The following is a 17,617-nucleotide window of genomic DNA, read 5'->3' as shown; positions in this document are numbered from 1 at the left end:
TTCCATTTGGGATTTTAATTATGTCTTTTCTTTTGTACAACAAGTGCTAATCGGCGGGTTCAGATAGGTTGTTTTTCAAATGTTCGCTATCCCAACTATGGTTTGTTGCTGCAATCTGGGAATAAAGATCGCTTTTCAGTAATTGTTCCTGCAGTTCAATTTCTTCTTTAATAGTAATGAGGTACGCCATTTTATCATGACGTTTTTCAGCTAATTTACGAGTAGTAATTTCGTCATATTTTATAAATTGCCGTCCTTGTCTAGTGGCTGAATACTTGCGATGGCCTAATTCTACTAAGGCGTCAACACCCATATTTACAGCGCTGTATAATGTTTCTCTGTAAATATGCTCGACTTTATGATCGATTAGTTCATAAGCATCATTTCGATTTCGGGCACGGGTCAAGATTTTCAAGTGCGGAAAATGTTTTTTTAATGTTTCAATCACTTGCAAATTTACAGATGGATTGTCTATCGCTGCAATAAAAAGTTTGGCGTTTTCACAACCAGCAGCTTTCAACAATTCCAATCGCGTTGCATCTCCATAATACACTTTGAAACCCATTTTTCGTAACAAATCAATTCGATCAGAATCATAATCTAGAATAGTGGATTTCACTTTATTAGCTTTTAACAAACGTCCTACTGTACTGCCAAAATGGCCAAAACCAGCAATGATAACTGGATTGTCTTCGTCTATAAAATCATTTTCCTTTTTAATTTCGGTTCCCTTTTCTTTGACTCCAGAATACCGATAAATTAATCGTTCATTTACTAATAGCAAAAACGGAGTAGCAACCATACTCATGGCGATCACTGCCATTACTTGATTTGCCAAAACAGTAGGGATAATATTTAATTGCATGCAAAAACTCATGATTACAAAGCCAAATTCTCCTGCTTGGCTCAAACCAAAAGCAAACAAAAGGTTTTGATTCCTATTTTTTTTCTGAAATCTACTAATTACAAATAAAACTACGAATTTCACAAAAGTTAGGATGGCTCCAAAAATAAAAATGAAAAGAGGATTTTCAATAATTAATTGAAAGTTTATTGATGCGCCAACACCTAGAAAAAAAAGGCCTAAGAGCAACCCTTTAAATGGCGCAATATCTCCTTCTAATTCATGTCGAAATTCCGAGTTAGCCAATACAACTCCAGCCATAAAAGCACCAAGTGCAGGACTCAATCCAACTAATTGCATCGAATAGGAAACACCAACAACCAGTAACAATGCAGAGGCTGTAAATAATTCTTGTAACCTAGTTTTTGCAATTATATGCAATAAGGGAACAAATACATAACGACCGGCAAAATAAATTGTCGATATAATCCCCAGTACAATTAGAGTTTGTAACCAGCTTGGAAAGCCTGTAATTAAGGATTGTGGCGCGTCACTTGTTGCTTCAAGATTTACAGTTGAAAGTAGCGGTAAGAAAGCTAATATTGGGATCACGGCGATATCCTGAAAAAGTAAAACTGCAAATGAGGAACGGCCTACCGATGTATTTAATAATCCTTTCTCTTTTAAAGTTTGCAGTACAATTGCCGTTGAGGATAATGCGAGTGCTAGCGAAATAGCTAAGGCAGTTTCCCATTTCCAATCCATAAAAATAAGACATCCAACAAATAAAAGAACAGTAGTTCCTATTACTTGAGAAGATCCCATTCCGAGGATGAATTTTCGCATTTTCCAAAACTTGCGGGGTTCTAGTTCCAGACCAATTAAAAATAGCATCATCACAACACCAAATTCAGCAAAATGCATAATGTCCTCACCTTCCTGACCAATAAATCCCAAAACATAGGGGCCAATAACGATTCCAGCCAATAAGTAGCCCAAAATAGAACTTAAGCCTAGCTTTTTCGCAATAGGAACGCAAATTACTGCGGCCGATAAATAAATGATTGCTTGTAATAAAAAATTTGTATCCATATTAAACTTGTATTGTAGCAAACCATTCGTTCAAATAATGGTATTGCAAAATGGTATCGGAATCCAAGTCGCTGTTTTCTAAATAGTCAAGTAAATAACCATAAACCACTCCGTTTTTCTCATAATCTTCTTTGGCCATATTGTGCGTTCCGTGGACCACAAAAGGAGGCAAGTAAATCATGTTGCACACTTTTGCCGTTTGATTAAACGGTTCCAAAAGTTCAACAATACTATACCGATCACTTCCTGTTTCGCAATAATTTTCTTTGTCGCCTCCAGTTGTAATGACCTGAAAGATAATTTTATCCTGCAGCGCTGTCCCTTTTTTTCCGTACGCCCAGTTGTGTTCCAAAACCATATCAATCCATTGTTTCATTAATGGCGGGCAACTGTACCAATACATTGGATGATGCCAAATAATTATATCGTGTTGGCTCAGAAGAACTTGTTCGTGCTTGACATCAATATCAAAATTGGGATATTCTTCATATAAATCATGAAAAGTGATGTTTTCTGAATTGGGAATATTTTCCACCAAAGCCTTGTTCGCGTGTGATTTTTCGAACAATGGATGAGAAAATATGATTAAAATTTTATTTTTTGCCATAAAATTTAGTTGTTAACTATTTCTTTTTCAGAAATTTATAACTGTTTAAAGTCTGGTTTACAGTGTTTTTTGTACTTTTTAAAAATATTGAAAGATATAAAATATTGTTTAGTTTTTTTGATAGCAATCGGTTGAAAAGCTATTTTTTTATTTGTAGTAGCGGACAAACAGAAAATCCCGTCAAATTAAAAAATCATTCTCGCAGGATTTAATTAAAGACATCCTTCGGTTGGTTGCGAATTAATCAGCGAATAGGGCAATAGCGATTAATCCATGAAGCCATTTTTTTTTGTTTAATTTTTGAAAAAAGTGGTCAATAGTTTTTTGCTTCCCACGACCCAAAGTATGTCATTTTTTTCTAAAATCATATTGGATTCTGGATTAAGAATTCGTCTTCCGCTTCTTTCAATTCCTACAATTAAGGCATTCGTTTTTTCCCGCAATTGAGAATCTCGGATCGTTGCACCAATAAATTCATCGCCTTTGAGTTCAAGTTGTTTTAAGATGATGTCCGTCTCAGAAATTTCAGGAATTTCTATTTCATTTTGATGCAAATAGGATTTAAATTCTTTAACTTGTTTGTCTGTTCCAATTATACAAATTTCATCTCCTGGAAATAAACGTTCATTTTTATTGGGGATATTAATCATAATTTCTCCCCTTTTGATAAAGGCAATATTGATACCTAATTGTTCCCTAATTCGCAGTTCATTTAGCGTTTTACCTGCAATATTTGAAGTTGGAGCAATATCAAATGTTGACATGTGTCCGTCCCAAGGAGTCAAATGACTGCGGCTTCTGATAACTTTTTTGATTTCTCTGGCATTTAGATTTTTGAGAAAGTGGTCTTCAATTTTATGGTACTGCGCATTTAATTTTTTCGGAAAGACAAAGTAGATCACGACGGCCGCAATCAGTGATATAAAAGCTATTATAGGTGAGAAAAAGATATTCAATAAAAAGCCAATATAAAAAAGCGCTAAAATCATCCGCACTAGAATCATCATCAAAATTGGTCCACGGTATTTGCGTTCCTCTCTTAGGATGGCGACTTCTTTAACCGCAACACGTCGCAAGGAAAGCGCCCATAAAAAGGGCGAAATTATCACTAAAGTAATTAGTGCGCCAAATATGTTTGCAAAAGGGGATCCTTCTACTAATGGCAAAATAAATTTGGATGACAGCAAAGTAACTGCAACAATAATTACGGAGTGAATCACGACTTGTGTCAAAAAAGCACGGACTACTATTTGCCAATTACTAACTAATTTAATCGATTGTGTATTAGCACTGTACCGTTCAATTTTTTTGATCCATTTTCGGGGTAATTTTTTTTCCAGATATTCAGAGAATGGAGTAGAGAATTTGACCATAAATGGGGTCGTAAAAGCAGTCACTGCTGAAACTGCCACGACAATTGGATAGAGAAAATCACTAGTTACATTCAATGTCATTCCAAGAGTGGCGATAATAAAGGAGAATTCTCCAATTTGCGATAAACTCATTCCAGTTTGCACCGATTGCTTTAAGGGCTGTCCAGAGAGTAAGGCACCAATTGTTGAACTAATAGATTGACCTAAAAGCACTACCAATGTCAAAAGAGCCACGGGAAAGGCATATTCATACAACGTTGCTGGATTAATTAACATCCCTACTGAAACAAAAAAAACAGCTCCAAAAAGGTCTTTTACAGGTTTAACTAAATGTTCGATATGTTCTGCCTGAGTGGTTTCAGCAATGATGGAGCCCATGATAAAAGCGCCTAACGCAGGAGAAAAACCAACATTGGCAGCAAGAATAACCATCATCAAACACAAGGCAAGTGAGATGATTAATAACATTTCGTCCGTCAATATGTTTTTTGCTTTTTTAAGTAAAGTTGGGATAAAAAAGATGCCTCCAACAAACCATATTATTAAGAAAAAAATCAGTTTAAAAACGGATAAAATCAGTTCACTTCCCGAAAACTGCTGACTGACTGCAATTGTAGAAAGTAAGACCATCATTAAAATAGCGACAATATCCTGGACAATCAGGGAGCCAACGACAATTCCGGCGAATTTTTGAGTTTTTACACCAAGTTCTTCAAACGTTTTTAGAATAATAGTTGTAGAAGATATTGATAAAATGACTCCTAAAAAGAGGCTATCCATGGATTTCCATCCAATCCATTGTCCTACCAAATAGCCGAGCGAAACCATAGTAATGATTTGTGTTACAGCAGTGATAGAAGCAGTTCCTCCTACTTTCATCAATTTTTTGAAACTGAATTCGAGTCCCAAACTAAATAATAGAAAGATTACTCCAATTTCTGCCCAAACTTCGACACTTTTAATATCTTTTACAGAAGGGAAAAAATCAAAGTGATTGCCAGCTAAAAATCCAGCTATTAGATACCCCAAAACAAGTGGCTGTTTTATTAATCTAAATAATAAAACGGCAACTGCTGCTGTCATCAAGATTAATCCTAAATCTCTAATTAAGGGCTGTAAATGGTGCGATACGTTTGCTACTGTTTCCGCGGTATTCATCGGTGTTGAGTCGTGTTTTAAGGTTTTTTGTATTTTTGTAAGATATAAAAAAATCTTTATTTTTTACTCTTTAATTTATGTTAAAAGGGCTCTTTTCTACGTTATTTAAAGTAAAAAACCCATTGAAAAGAAATTTTTTTTCTTTTTCAATGGGAATAGACCACTTATAATAGTTTATGTAAATTTAGATGCCTAAGAAATTACTTGGCGTAATGTGCATCAATTCTGCTTTGATTTCATCTGAAACATCAAGAGTAGCAATAAATCCATGAATTGCTTTTTTATCAATGGCTTCATTCGTTCTGGTCAATCCTTTCAATGCTTCATACGGATTAGGATAGGCTTCACGACGCAAGATGGTTTGAATTGCTTCGGCAACTACTGCCCAGTTTTTCTCTAAATCTTCGTGAAATTTGGGCTCATTCAATAATAATTTATTTAATCCTTTCAAAGTAGCTTCAAAAGCGATTAAGGTATATCCCATTGGAACTCCAATATTTCTCAGCACGGTACTATCCGTCAAATCACGTTGCAATCTTGATAATGGTAATTTAGCAGAAAGATGTTCGAAAATCGCATTGGCTATTCCCAAATTTCCTTCTGAATTTTCAAAATCAATAGGGTTTACTTTGTGCGGCATAGCCGAAGATCCTATTTCTCCAGCTTTGATTTTTTGTTTAAAATAGTCCATGGATACGTACGTCCAAATATCTCGGTCTAAATCAATAATGATCGTATTTATTCTTTTCAAAGCATCAAAAAAGGCAGCAAAATGATCGTAATGTTCAATTTGTGTAGTGGGGAAGGAGTGATGTAAACCTAGGTTTTCTTCAACGAATTGACCTCCAAATTTTCGCCAATCAATTTGCGGATACGCCACGTGATGGGCATTGTAATTTCCAGTGGCGCCACCAAATTTAGCCGCAAAAGGAATATTAAATAACAAACGCATTTGCTCTTCTAAACGTTCTACAAAAACACCAATTTCTTTACCCAAACGCGTTGGAGAAGCTGGCTGCCCATGAGTTCTGGCCAACATTGGAATATCACGCCATTCAACGCTTAAATCTTTCAATTTTGAAGTCAACGTAATCAAAGAGGGCATATAGACTTTCTCGAAAGCTTCTTTTGTAGAAAGCGGAATCGCCGTATTATTAATGTCTTGGGAAGTCAGTCCAAAGTGAATAAACTCTTTATATTGGGATAATCCTAATTTTTCAAAAGCGTCTTTGATAAAATATTCCACCGCTTTTACATCGTGGTTGGTTACTTTCTCCGTTTCTTTAATCCAAAGGGCATCTGTAGTAGAGAAATTTTTATAAATGTTACGTAAGCTTTCGAATATATCGGGATTTACGTTTGCCAGTTGTGGTAAAGGCACTTCGCACAAAGCAATGAAGTATTCTATTTCAACTAGTACGCGGTATTTGATTAAGGCTTCTTCTGAGAAAAAAGGAGCTAGAGAAATGGTCTTATTTCTATATCTACCGTCGATTGGAGATACAGCATTCAATTCGTTTAAAGTAGTCATTGTTTAGTTGTTTGTTCGAAAGGCACAAATATAAACCTTTCAAAACAAAATAGAAAACGAATGGTTTTTAAATAAAGTCAAGAAGCTTCTTTTTTAGTATTTTCATTCCTTCAGAGGCCACTTCTGGAATGACTTCCAATGGATTTCGGAGATTTGGGATCCTTATAGGTTTTGGATCGATATAAAATACGGGTATCTCAGATGAAGTAAAATCGATTAAACCAGCTGCAGGATACACTTGCAATGAAGTGCCAATAACAACAAAATAATCGGCACTTTGAGTGATTTTTATTGCCTCGTCAAGCGCAGGAACTTCCTCCCCAAACCAGACTATGTGCGGCCGCAATTGGTTGTTATTGTTATCATAATCGCCAAAATTTAAATCCTCCTTCCAATCCACAATGTAATTTACATTTGCAGTACTTCGCACCTTCAATAATTCGCCGTGCAGATGCAACACCTTAGAACTTCCGGCGCGCTCGTGTAAATCGTCTACATTTTGTGTGATAATGTACACCTCAAAATCCTTTTCTAATGCAGCGAGAATCTGATGACCTAGATTTGGTTGTACTTCTTTGAGCTGTTTGCGCCTTTGATTGTAAAAATCAAGCACTAAAGCTGGGTTTTTATGCCAGCCTTCCGGTGTGGCCACATCAAGCACATTATGACCTTCCCAAAGTCCGTCGCTATCACGAAACGTTTTAATGCCACTTTCCGCATCGATACCGGCTCCTGTCAAAACCACTAATTTCTTTTTCATTTTTTTATTATTTGGGCGTGTTCGCAAAAGCGACCGGGCTTTCGGCTTTATCTTTTTTGGGCTAAAAAGCCCTAAAAAGGATACCGCCTCTATCCCTCACGCAAATTTCGTAGACAAACGCACTTCATTTTCAAATATACGATAGTACTAGCTGCTGTGACAAATGCTTTTTGAATTGATAAAACTACTCTTTTTTACTATTTTTGCAAAAAAAAATAATCCCAATGATTGATATCGATTACCTTAATTTTCTCGAAAATATTTTAACGGATAACCGCAAAGAAAAATTTCTGAAGGTTTTGGAAAACAGAACCAAGCATTTTACAATTGCTGTCGAAGATATTTTCCAAATGCACAATACAAGTGCGGTAATGCGCAGTTGTGAAATCTTCGGAATTCAGGAATTAAATGTAATTGAGCAACGCTATGGAAAAAGTATCGATAAAGAAATTGCCATGGGAGCCCAAAAATGGGTTGATATTAACACCTTCGATAGTATCACGAATTGTGTGGATACGCTCAAAAGTAAAGGCTATCAAATTATTGCCACTACACCTCACGAGAATGATTGTTTGATGGATGATTTTGATATATCGAAACCAAGTGCCTTATTTTTTGGAACAGAAAGAGACGGTTTATCCGAAGAAATTTTGCAACGCGCCGATGGTTTTCTAAAAATACCAATGGTCGGTTTTACCGAAAGCTTGAATATTTCAGTATCTGCGGCAATCATTATTCAAAATTTGACAAACCGCTTGCGCAATTCAAACATCGATTGGCATTTAACTGAAAATGAAATTTTAGAAAAACGTTTGGCTTGGGCCAAAAATTCCATCAAAGACATTAAAAGGATTGAAGAGCGGTATTTCTTAGAAAATTAAAATTTGACTTCGCTAACGACTTTTATATCTTTTATGTTACTCGGATTCAATTCATAAAGATACACACCGCCATTTCCTATGGCAAACAAAGTGTTGTTTCTAATTATTAAATCAAAACAATTTCTATCAATGCTATGCACTAAGATGGGTTCTGCGGGATTTTGAATGTTAAATATTTTGATAACATCATCACAAACAAATAAATAATCGGCAGTAAAAAAACCAATTCCTTTTGGTTGCGTAAGTGTTCTGCTGTGAATTAATTTTGGGTTCGTTAGATCTTTGGTGTCATAAACTTGTAATACGTTTATATTATTTCCACACGTTGTATTTGAATTCAAGGTTACATAGGAATGTGTACTATTGGCAATGACAGGATCACAAGCAGTAAAGTGTTGCACACTCGATAATTTGATTGGGTTTTCCGGATTTGTAATAGAATAAATAAACATTCCGTTTCTAGATCCAATAAAAAGATTATCTCCAAAAGAAAATAGGGTTTCTATGTCAAAACCTATTGGAATCTCATTGACTTTTACTGGTTTTTCGGAATCGATTAACGAGAATACATTCAACTTCATTTGGTCAACGCCGTAGAGATAATTCCCTTTTATGGCAAAAACAGCAAGTGATCCTCCTTGTCCTATGTCGCTGTTTTGCGCGCTATCACTGTCGGAGCAACCTATTATAAATACTAGTAATACGAAGGATATAATTTTTTTCATGTGTTACTTGATTAAAGTCCAATCGATTATAATTTCATTTTCTTTGGTGTAGCCATATAAGCCGTTTGGGGCTTGCTTTTGTGGAAAAACATTTCTGTTTCTGTTCGTTACTAGGAATTTTTTTGTTGCAGGATTGTACGTTGCCGTTACTAAATCTACTGCTTGATTGATGTACATGGTATTGTCTCTAATCGCCAAGTCAGTGGCACCCGGTGCTTTTATAAAGTGCATCCGGATTGGATTTTTCGGATCTGCATAATCGTAAACATGAAATCCTTTGTTTACGTCGTTTACAAACATCAAATCGTCTTTTATATATATTTTTCCTGATTTAATTACGGGTTGTGAACTTTGAAACGCAATGGAGTTTTCAAGTACGCTTCGTTCTACAATGATAGGTTTGTAATTTTCATTTATAAAATCTCGATTATCAGTCGTTGGCCAGCAAGAACTGAACGAGAATGAAACCAGCAGGAGAAGTACTATTTTTTTCATTGCGAAATGTTTTTATAAATATAACAAAAAGAGTATTTGGTTGCGTTATTACGGTGTTATTATTTATGGTGCGTATGCACTAAGACTTTAGCTGTGATCTGTATTGTATTTATGGAATTGTTTGAATACTGTACAATTTAAGTTTTCCATTTTCTATTATAAAACTCACTAAAGCGCTCGAACCTTCAAATTTGGCTGTAGGCCTGACTAATTGATAGCTTAATGTATATTCTTGACTCTCTTCATGGAAAGTTATTCTGCTTTTTTTTAGTTTGTGAAAGTTTAATAAAGTAACAGTTTCTTTAAAATTTTTTGATTTTGAATCAAATAGTTATCATCATAGTCTCCTCTATCTCAAACAGAATAATAAATTTTTTTACAAAAGAGTTCAGAGATTTGTTCTGTGGTTAGACTTCCATTTTTATATTCGAAATTAATTTTCTTAATAATTTGTAATGCATCTTTCTTAATTTCATTTATATTTTGTTGAGCATTTACGCTGAATGAAAATAATAGTAAAAGTGCAAATAATACTTTTTTCATATTTAAAGAGTTGTTTTGGTTTTGCATAACGTTCTGGTATTGCAGCGGACTCTTAAAAGTCAGCCATTTCATGACTTTTTATATACTATCAAGTCCTGAAAATTGCGCAAAGTCAGAGACATTTGCGCAGCTTACACGACAAGTTTATTCTTTAAATGAAGATTATGCGGAGCGGAAATTATTTTTCTCTGACTTTGCTTAAATATCTTTTTCAAAATACAAATGAATATAAATTGCGGCACCAAAATTTGTTGATGTTGAGGTAGTGAATCGATATCCTTTTGCTGCATATTCATCTAGTTTTTCCTGAATTTCTTTTTTTGAGTCATTAGCAATGTGCTTTGAATCTAAAGTCAATTTAGAGTAATAAATTAAACTTTCTACTTTGTATTCTTTCATAACAGGTTTTTTGGTTATTAAATAGTGTTCTTACTTTCCATGTAAATATAACTGGTTTTGATTACAAGAAAGGATGTTTTTTCTTATTTTTCAAAAACAACTCAAACAAGAGATACGATCCATTTGTACTAAATTTAGGTTTTTTTTTGCTAAAACACCTTTGAGGGTCAGCCACTTTAAGACGTTTTTAATATAATCTCTAATTATAAAAATTGCGCAAAGTCAGATAAATATGCGCAACGTTTAAGAGAAACGTATTTAAATAAATATTTTGTGTATCAGTTAAGTTTGTCGCGTTACAAACGCTTTATCTAGTGTTTTAAAGTAGGTAGGCACTCGTTGCAAACGAGTACCAGAGTAGCATTAAATTTTAAATACATTAGACATCTTCTTGTTTAAATTAATCAAGATTGTTTTCTTCAAGATTCAAATATTTTATAAAGTGTTGTTTTCAACAAGTGTTTCAACCGCATATGACAATCTGCTCTGAGCTCCTTCTTGAGAACCAAAAATGGAGCGGTACAATTCACCATTACTATTAATCAATAACCATTGAGGAGTACCTTCAGCATTTAATTGGTCGTACACTTGGTGATGTTTATCTATATATATTGGAAATGGATTCTCTCCGCTAGTAAAAATATTTTTGATATTTTCTTTAGTGGCCTCTCTATTTTTAAAATCAGAATGGATTCCAATAACCTGAATGGATTCATACATTTGCTGAAAGTCGTACGCCAAAGGAATAGCTCTACCAGTACATCCCAGACAATCGTTATTGTAAATAAGCAGTAATAAAGGCTTTCCTTTATACTTAGAAATTAAATTAACTGCAATGCCCTCTAAATCGAATACGTTTATTGTTTCTATCATTTTTACAAATAATCTATTAATTTTGTAAGCTGGATTCAAGTTACAAATGCAACTTTTTGGTTAAACATATAATTTGGTGTTTCAAAATTAACTGTTTTATTCTTATGTAATGGCTGTCAAGATATAGTAAAGTTTAGGTTCTCTCGTCTGTGTTTGATTACTGTGAGGGTTTTTTAACTTGCCCGTAATTTTTATATTGGTCTAACGAAATGCGACTGATTACCCCATAATGCGGGAGATAGTTCTGATAAAGATCAGACTTAATTTATGTTCAAATATAGCAATAATTCGAATAAAAATCTTATGCATTTGAATTACTTTCAAAGTTACATTATTTGCTTACCAGATCATTACGGGAAACACTAAATGGAATTATTTACTGCAAAGTCCTTAGTATTTGCTGTAGCGCAAATACTTTGCGGAGGGAGGAAGTAAATTGCCACAAAATAGTGCAAAAGTTAAAACCGTTTTAAAATCAGGAATATTTATCGTAATAATTGGTAATTTCAACTTAAAATTCTTAAAAAATAAAGATGAAAAAGCAAACCATTTTAATTACGGGTGCAGGCTCAGGACTCGGAAAAGAGACAGCAATTGGCCTAGCAAAAGAAGGACATAAAGTAATTGCTTCGGTTCATACCTTTGAGCAAATGTCGCGGTTAATCTAAGAACTCAAAGAGGCCGATTACAAACAAAACATCGAATTAATTAAACTAGACATTTGTGATGCATTCGACTGTGAAAATGCTTTGAAATACGACGTTGACATTTTAGTAAATAATGCTGGAATGGGATACACAGGACCACTAGCTGAAATTCCTGTTGATTACTTGCGAGAGGTTATGGAAACCAATACATTTTCAACGCTCGAATTTTCGCAGCCTTTTATCAAAAAAATGGTGCAAAAAGGCAAAGGTAAAATCATATTTGTATCATCAATTGCAGGTTTTACCACAAGTGGATTTTTAGGGCCGTACAATGCTTCGAAACACGCTCTTGAAGCAATTGCTCAATGCTTAAGAGACGAGTTACAACCTTTTGGAGTTACAGTGGCCACCATCAATCCAGGTCCATTTGATACGGGTTTTAACGACAGAATGTACGATTCTTACAAACAATGGTTCAATGAAGACGAACATTTTACCTCAATAAAAGAAATTGAGAAAGCAGCGACCAAAATGGCCGAAAACCAGTTTGATCCTCAAGAAATGATTGATAAAATGGTAGAAAATATTCCGCAACAAGAACATAATTTCCGTACCGTTTGTCCTGAAAAAATGGTCCCAATGTGCCAAGAGTACCAAAACCGCCAATTTGAAATTAAAACCGATACTATCGATCCCTCTAAAAAATAAGTAGCTGTCTGTACTTATTTTATGGTAAAAAAAGTGTTTAGCTTTAAGAAATTATCTTTGAGCTAAACACTTTTTTAATTGAAAACAGTACGGTGAAAATAGTGACAAATCCATTTGTAATGGGCACGGATTGCAAATCCGCACTGTCGAATTACGGAGTCATTGCAAAGAACGAAGCTATCACATTTAATATTTTCTTTTGATAAAGTGTTTATTGTTGTGGGCACGGATTGCAAATCCGCGCTATCGGGTTACTGAGTCATTGCCAGGAATGAAGCTATCACATTTAATATTTTCTTTTGATAAAGTGTTTATTGTTGTGGGCACGGATTGCAAATCCGCGCTATCGGGTTACTGAGTCATTGCAAGGAACGAAGCAATCATATTTAGTATCTTCTTTTTATTATGTCTTATAGTTGTGGGCACGGATTGCAAATCCGCGCTATCGGGGTGAAATGGAACTCTGGTAAACACCTAATAATGATGAAAAAATTAACAGCGTAATTAAAAATCGAAATTTAGAATAATACTCTTGTTTTATAGGGGTCAAAACAAAAGTCAGCCACTTTATCGCGTCTTGTTTTAATAAAAAGTTCATGAAAATGCGCAAAGCTAGCGGCATTTGTGCAGCATTACGAAAAATTTATGTGTAATCAGGAATACTTTATGGAACGGGGTTTTATAAAATGTCTATAAATGATCAAATATAATTTGAATCATTAAATAGACTTAAAATAATTTAGAAAAACGCTGTTGGAATGGGCACGGATTGCAAATCCGCGCGGGCGGGATTTTATAATATGGTTTGTAAATGATCAAAGTTAATTTATAGCAGTAAAAAGGCTTAAAATAATTTAGAAAAACCCAGTTGGAACGAGCACGGATTACAAATCCGCGCGATCGGGATTCATTTTTGGCTTTTCAAGCCCAACGAACTCATATCTGTTATCGGCTGCCTTTCTTCTACTTTATGTTATATTCAATTTCTTTAAGTATAAATTTCCCATAAGTAAATTTCCCGTCAGTGTAGTCCCAAACCGCTTCTGCTTTTGACATTAAATTATATCCATTTATAATTTTGTATTCTGAAACTGGGGTTGAAAATGGATATTGTTTCATATCTGTAATTGATGTTCTGTCGTTTGAAATAAAGTCAACCAATTGTCCTTGTTGATTAAAGTACAAAGCTGCTGTAATAGATATTTTTTTGTTTGTAAAAGTCGCTTTTACTAACGTGTCATTTATTGATTCCCATTGTATTCTTTTGTCAATTAATGTTGCTGGAGCAAGTAAACACATATCATTAAATAGAGTAACAGTTTCAGCTTTGTTCATAATGTCTCCCGATTTTTTAACAATTGGGAAAAGTCCAAAAAGCCTTATGTCCATTGATGCCTTAGTATCACTGTATTTATGATAACCAAGAGCCGATACACCAAAAATTTTTGCTTTCATATAGAAAAGTCTTGTTGGTTCGTCAAAAAAGTTAAACTGTTCAGAGGTAAATGGGAAATAGTCCTTCCCCTTATCTCTCATCTGTCCTTCAAATACAATTCTTACATTTTTAACTTTTGGTTTATTCATCACGCCAACATATTTTAGGTAATGTTGCACAGGTTTAGGTAATGTTTTTATATCTGTCTCAGTTAAAATTTCTTGTGAAATTATAGTTGTTCGGATTATATTTTCATTTTTATCATTGACGAAACTCTTTTCAAAGCTGATGCTTCCCCATGTCAAAACAGCAACTGCAGCAATTAAAATATTAGCGATTGTTCCAAACTTTGCGTCTTGCCAAACTGTAATAATTAGTATTTGAGAAACAATTACTGCTATTATACTAATTATCCACCATTCTTCTTTTTTTAAGAAAAATAAAATCGCTGATAATAGGAATAACAAAAATGCTGTCAGCCAAAGAACGCCCAATGGTTTAGAAATTTCTTTGGATAGTTGAGTGATAGTTCCAAAGTCAAATGCTTTTGCAAAACCCATCAAGTGAATCAGTCCGTGAATGACTATTAGTATCACAAAAAATATTCTCATAATCATTTGGTTTTATCCCTTCGTATCGTGTTGTTTAAGGTTACCGATAACGTCAGTCTGTGAAAAAAAATCCGTTTTGTTTCTAACAAATGTAAGATTTTATTTTGAATGTAAGAGAGAAAATTTGTACATTTAAGGATGCGACATATATCCGAAACATCGCGTCAACAGTTATAAATAGGCAGTTTAGAGGATAATTTCTACTTGTTTAATCCCGTTTGTTTGATTGAAGCTTTTGCATATAACATCTCCCTTGAAGCACTTGGTTTTACGGTACAAATTATAAAATCCGAAGGCCGCCCCAGTTTTGACACTAAGCTGTTTCTTAAAATCTATTTTTATGGTTATCTGAATGGACATCGAAGTTCAATAAAGATTTAAAAAAAACAGTACTTTATACTGCAAAAAAAAAGAGGCTCACTTGCCTCTTGAAATTCTATATCAATACTTTACGATAACTCCATAGTGTTGACGGCATGTAAACGGTTCCAGCCTGTCCGCCGCGGAGGATTCAACCGCGGGTTCATTACTTCGTTCGTTCGCTGTCGCTCGGGTGTTCGTTCGCCGTGGCGAACGCAACGAAACCCTATCTGTTGTAAATAGGCTTTTCTACGTTAATGTTCCTACAAATTCAATCAGTTTAGGAATATTATCATAAATACCTCTAGATGCTAACGATGCAGTTATCTTACCAAGCCATCCCATTATTTTTTCTTTTCTTTTTAGTGTTCCTTTTGGATTCTCTACGTCAATTATTTCTAGTTCCTTTAATGACTCTTCCTCGATGCCAAGTTCTTTTAATTTTGTTTTTTGTTCTTCATTTATGGTTAGATTAATATTTCCTTGCGTAATATTTTCTCCAGCAGCAACATTAAATGGATTGTTGTTTCCGTAAATATTATTTGTAATTATATTTTGAGCCTTTTCCTTATTATCTTCATTCATAATATAGTTTTTATCTATTTGCGGAAACTGGTTTTCTAGTTCTTGCAACGTGTCCAATAGTTTTTGTTTTGTTACTTGAACGATGTTTTGTAATTGTGACTTTCCAACAGTCCTATGCGCACTTCTAATTTGTCCTCCTTGTCTTTTGATTGAGTCATAAAATCCGGCAAGAATTCTTACCATTCCGCCTGGTAAATTTATAGATCCAGAACTGCCGTCCATTTCCGCTATGTTCTGTTCTACTATATAAATTGGTTCAATAAAACGATGATGATAAATCAAATCTTTCATAGTTTCGTCTTCGTGATCTGGAAGTACAACAGGAAATGTTCTTATCTGTCCATAAGGGAATTCAGCTGTGAGTTCTATTTCTGACCAAACTTTTCTGTATTCAGGTAAAATTTTATCATCGTTAGTATATCCATTCAATTCTTTTGATAGCCAATTTTTAAAAGTGTCATTTTTAATTTGATTCGCTATCAATTTTGCTCTGGTTAAACCTTGAGCAACAGTTATTCGGTCGTATGCTATGTCGGTTATTAATTCGTGTATCATTTGTTTTTTTTTAGCTTACTTACAACGTTCGCGCGCTAAACGAGGATGCCACTGATAGCGAACTGAGAACTTTCGGCAAGATAGATTTTATTCGTGAATTGTAATGTTCTCGCTACGGCATATTTGGCAATCTCGATTTAGCGTGTGTTACCAGAAGGCAATCTTTATAGAGTTGATCTAATTTTCGAAAGTGGATTTCTCGTTGCTTCTTCGAGTTTTATTATATTATATGATAGAAACTGCAACATTTTATCCCAATCTTGTTTGTTGAAAATATCTACATCAGTTTGGTAAAATCCTATTTGACTACTAATTTTATTATCAGACCTATTCCAAGTTAACTCGTTGCCAAAACTTTTCTCAATCTCATCTTTAAATTTAAAAATATCATCAAACATTTTTTTATTATCTTCTTTATTTGGTTTTGTAAATTCAACTAAAACGCTACAATATGATTTTGTAATAACTAAAGTATATTTTACACCTAACACAGTTGAGTGTAGCCAATAATCTTTAGTTGGACTAATGTTTTGAAATATTGATGTTTTTCCTTTTAGCATTGGCAAAATTTTATTCCAAAATTCTAATCTCCAATGATGTCTATCTTTTAAACCTTCTTGAGTAGCAATTTCTTCATAATTTTTGTCTGCCATTTTAATTATATAATCTTCAGAATCTTTCTGTGGTATTATTTGTTCCATTGTCAAAAACATTTGCTCGTCAAGAGCAAATGGAGTTACTTTAAAACATTGTATTTTAACTTTATAATTTAAAAGCCAAAAAACGGTAGATGTAACTTCTTTTCTATATTCATTGGCAACAAATATTATTCTTTGTGTATTCCCTTGATTTAAGTGTAATATTTCGTCATATTCCAAATCGTAGAATTCTGCCAAAACGTTTTCTGCAATGTCATTTTCGCCCTGTTTATTTAGATAATCTTGAAATATAGATTTGATATTTTCTTTCTTGAGTGTAGCGCAATATGATGCGTATTTTAGAGCTTGCCAAGTTACGTTTTTGCCTGTATCATCTAATTTATTTTCAATTACAACTATATTTCCAAATTTATCCAGAGCTAATAAATCTAATCTTTCATTTGTGTCATTAAATCCACTAAATTCTTTTTGAATTATTAACAAATCTTCGCCTCCAAAAACTTTAGGTTCATTAGCAAGCCATTCTTGTAAATGTTGTCGTTCTTTAATTCCGTGTTCAGAGAACTTAACTCTCTTTAATCCCTTAATTCTATTAGTTAAAGTATTAATTTGATACATATTTTCTAGTTGTTGTATTTTAAGCGGTTTATTTTGCTTTCTGGTAACTTGCATATAGGTCTGACAAAATCAGACTTATATACCTTAAATCCGGTGGATAAGTCTGATAGAATAAGACTTATTGCCAAAATCAAATATATAAATAATTCTTTACAAAT

General features: G+C 34.0%; 14 protein-coding genes and 1 pseudogene. 2 read left to right on the top strand and 13 right to left on the bottom strand.

Annotation, left to right across the window (positions count from 1 at the left end):
* Positions 1–46: 46 nt before the first annotated feature.
* From BUA03_RS05365 to BUA03_RS05345, 5 genes are all read right to left on the bottom strand, one after another.
* Positions 47–1,936 carry a monovalent cation:proton antiporter-2 (CPA2) family protein gene (locus tag BUA03_RS05365; protein ID WP_066077949.1) on the bottom strand — a complete coding sequence of 630 codons (1,890 nt, stop codon included), beginning with the start codon at positions 1,934–1,936 and terminating at the stop codon, positions 47–49.
* A 1-nt stretch (position 1,937) separates the two neighbouring features.
* Complete coding sequence (locus BUA03_RS05360) at positions 1,938–2,543, bottom strand: NAD(P)H-dependent oxidoreductase (protein WP_066077952.1); 606 nt, start codon at positions 2,541–2,543, stop codon at positions 1,938–1,940.
* A gap of 293 nt (positions 2,544–2,836) precedes the next feature.
* A complete protein-coding gene (locus BUA03_RS05355) occupies positions 2,837–5,074 on the bottom strand; it encodes a cation:proton antiporter domain-containing protein (protein ID WP_066077955.1) in 2,238 nt (745 codons plus the stop codon).
* A 184-nt stretch (positions 5,075–5,258) separates the two neighbouring features.
* Positions 5,259–6,605, bottom strand: a complete 1,347-nt coding sequence (gene purB / locus BUA03_RS05350; RefSeq protein WP_066077958.1) for an adenylosuccinate lyase — start codon at positions 6,603–6,605, stop codon at positions 5,259–5,261.
* Between the two features lie 67 nt (positions 6,606–6,672).
* Entirely contained in the window at positions 6,673–7,365 is a 693-nt protein-coding gene (locus BUA03_RS05345) for an SIR2 family NAD-dependent protein deacylase (RefSeq protein ID WP_066077964.1), read from the bottom strand.
* Between the two features lie 224 nt (positions 7,366–7,589).
* Between BUA03_RS05345 and BUA03_RS05340 the strand changes: the two genes are divergently transcribed.
* Positions 7,590–8,246 carry a TrmH family RNA methyltransferase gene (locus BUA03_RS05340; RefSeq protein WP_066077967.1) on the top strand — a complete coding sequence of 219 codons (657 nt, stop codon included), beginning with the start codon at positions 7,590–7,592 and terminating at the stop codon, positions 8,244–8,246.
* On the opposite strand, the gene BUA03_RS05335 is transcribed toward BUA03_RS05340, so the two are convergent.
* The 5 genes from BUA03_RS05335 to BUA03_RS05315 form a co-directional block, all read right to left on the bottom strand.
* Entirely contained in the window at positions 8,243–8,971 is a 729-nt protein-coding gene (locus BUA03_RS05335; protein ID WP_066077970.1) for an LVIVD repeat-containing protein, read from the bottom strand. The two genes, BUA03_RS05340 and BUA03_RS05335, sit on opposite strands and share 4 nt — an antisense overlap.
* A gap of 3 nt (positions 8,972–8,974) precedes the next feature.
* Entirely contained in the window at positions 8,975–9,466 is a 492-nt protein-coding gene (locus BUA03_RS05330; protein WP_066077974.1) for a hypothetical protein, read from the bottom strand.
* A 354-nt stretch (positions 9,467–9,820) separates the two neighbouring features.
* Positions 9,821–10,009 (bottom strand): hypothetical protein, encoded by a 189-nt coding sequence (locus BUA03_RS05325; protein WP_139255607.1) that lies wholly within the window; start codon positions 10,007–10,009, stop codon positions 9,821–9,823.
* A 198-nt stretch (positions 10,010–10,207) separates the two neighbouring features.
* Positions 10,208–10,408 carry a DUF4177 domain-containing protein gene (locus BUA03_RS05320; protein WP_066077981.1) on the bottom strand — a complete coding sequence of 67 codons (201 nt, stop codon included), beginning with the start codon at positions 10,406–10,408 and terminating at the stop codon, positions 10,208–10,210.
* A 435-nt stretch (positions 10,409–10,843) separates the two neighbouring features.
* On the bottom strand, positions 10,844–11,281 hold the full coding sequence (locus BUA03_RS05315; protein WP_066078874.1) for a TlpA family protein disulfide reductase: 438 nt from the start codon (positions 11,279–11,281) through the stop codon (positions 10,844–10,846).
* A gap of 533 nt (positions 11,282–11,814) precedes the next feature.
* Between BUA03_RS05315 and BUA03_RS05310 the strand changes: the two are divergent.
* A pseudogene (locus BUA03_RS05310) lies at positions 11,815–12,636 on the top strand (SDR family oxidoreductase).
* Positions 12,637–13,599: 963 nt separating this feature from the next.
* Here the strand turns inward: BUA03_RS05310 and BUA03_RS05305 are convergent.
* The 3 genes from BUA03_RS05305 to BUA03_RS05295 form a co-directional block, all read right to left on the bottom strand.
* Complete coding sequence (locus BUA03_RS05305) at positions 13,600–14,682, bottom strand: DUF6544 family protein (RefSeq protein WP_066078876.1); 1,083 nt, start codon at positions 14,680–14,682, stop codon at positions 13,600–13,602.
* A gap of 609 nt (positions 14,683–15,291) precedes the next feature.
* Entirely contained in the window at positions 15,292–16,182 is an 891-nt protein-coding gene (locus BUA03_RS05300) for an AbiTii domain-containing protein (RefSeq protein ID WP_066077984.1), read from the bottom strand.
* A gap of 164 nt (positions 16,183–16,346) precedes the next feature.
* Positions 16,347–17,513 (bottom strand): DUF4268 domain-containing protein, encoded by a 1,167-nt coding sequence (locus BUA03_RS05295; RefSeq protein WP_082854293.1) that lies wholly within the window; start codon positions 17,511–17,513, stop codon positions 16,347–16,349.
* Positions 17,514–17,617: the final 104 nt, after the last annotated feature.

The organism is Flavobacterium fryxellicola (assembly GCF_900143245.1).
GTDB classification, from domain to species: Bacteria; Bacteroidota; Bacteroidia; order Flavobacteriales; family Flavobacteriaceae; genus Flavobacterium; species Flavobacterium fryxellicola.
Note: the sequence above shows the minus strand (reverse complement) of the source record. Positions and strands in the feature narration are given on the sequence as shown.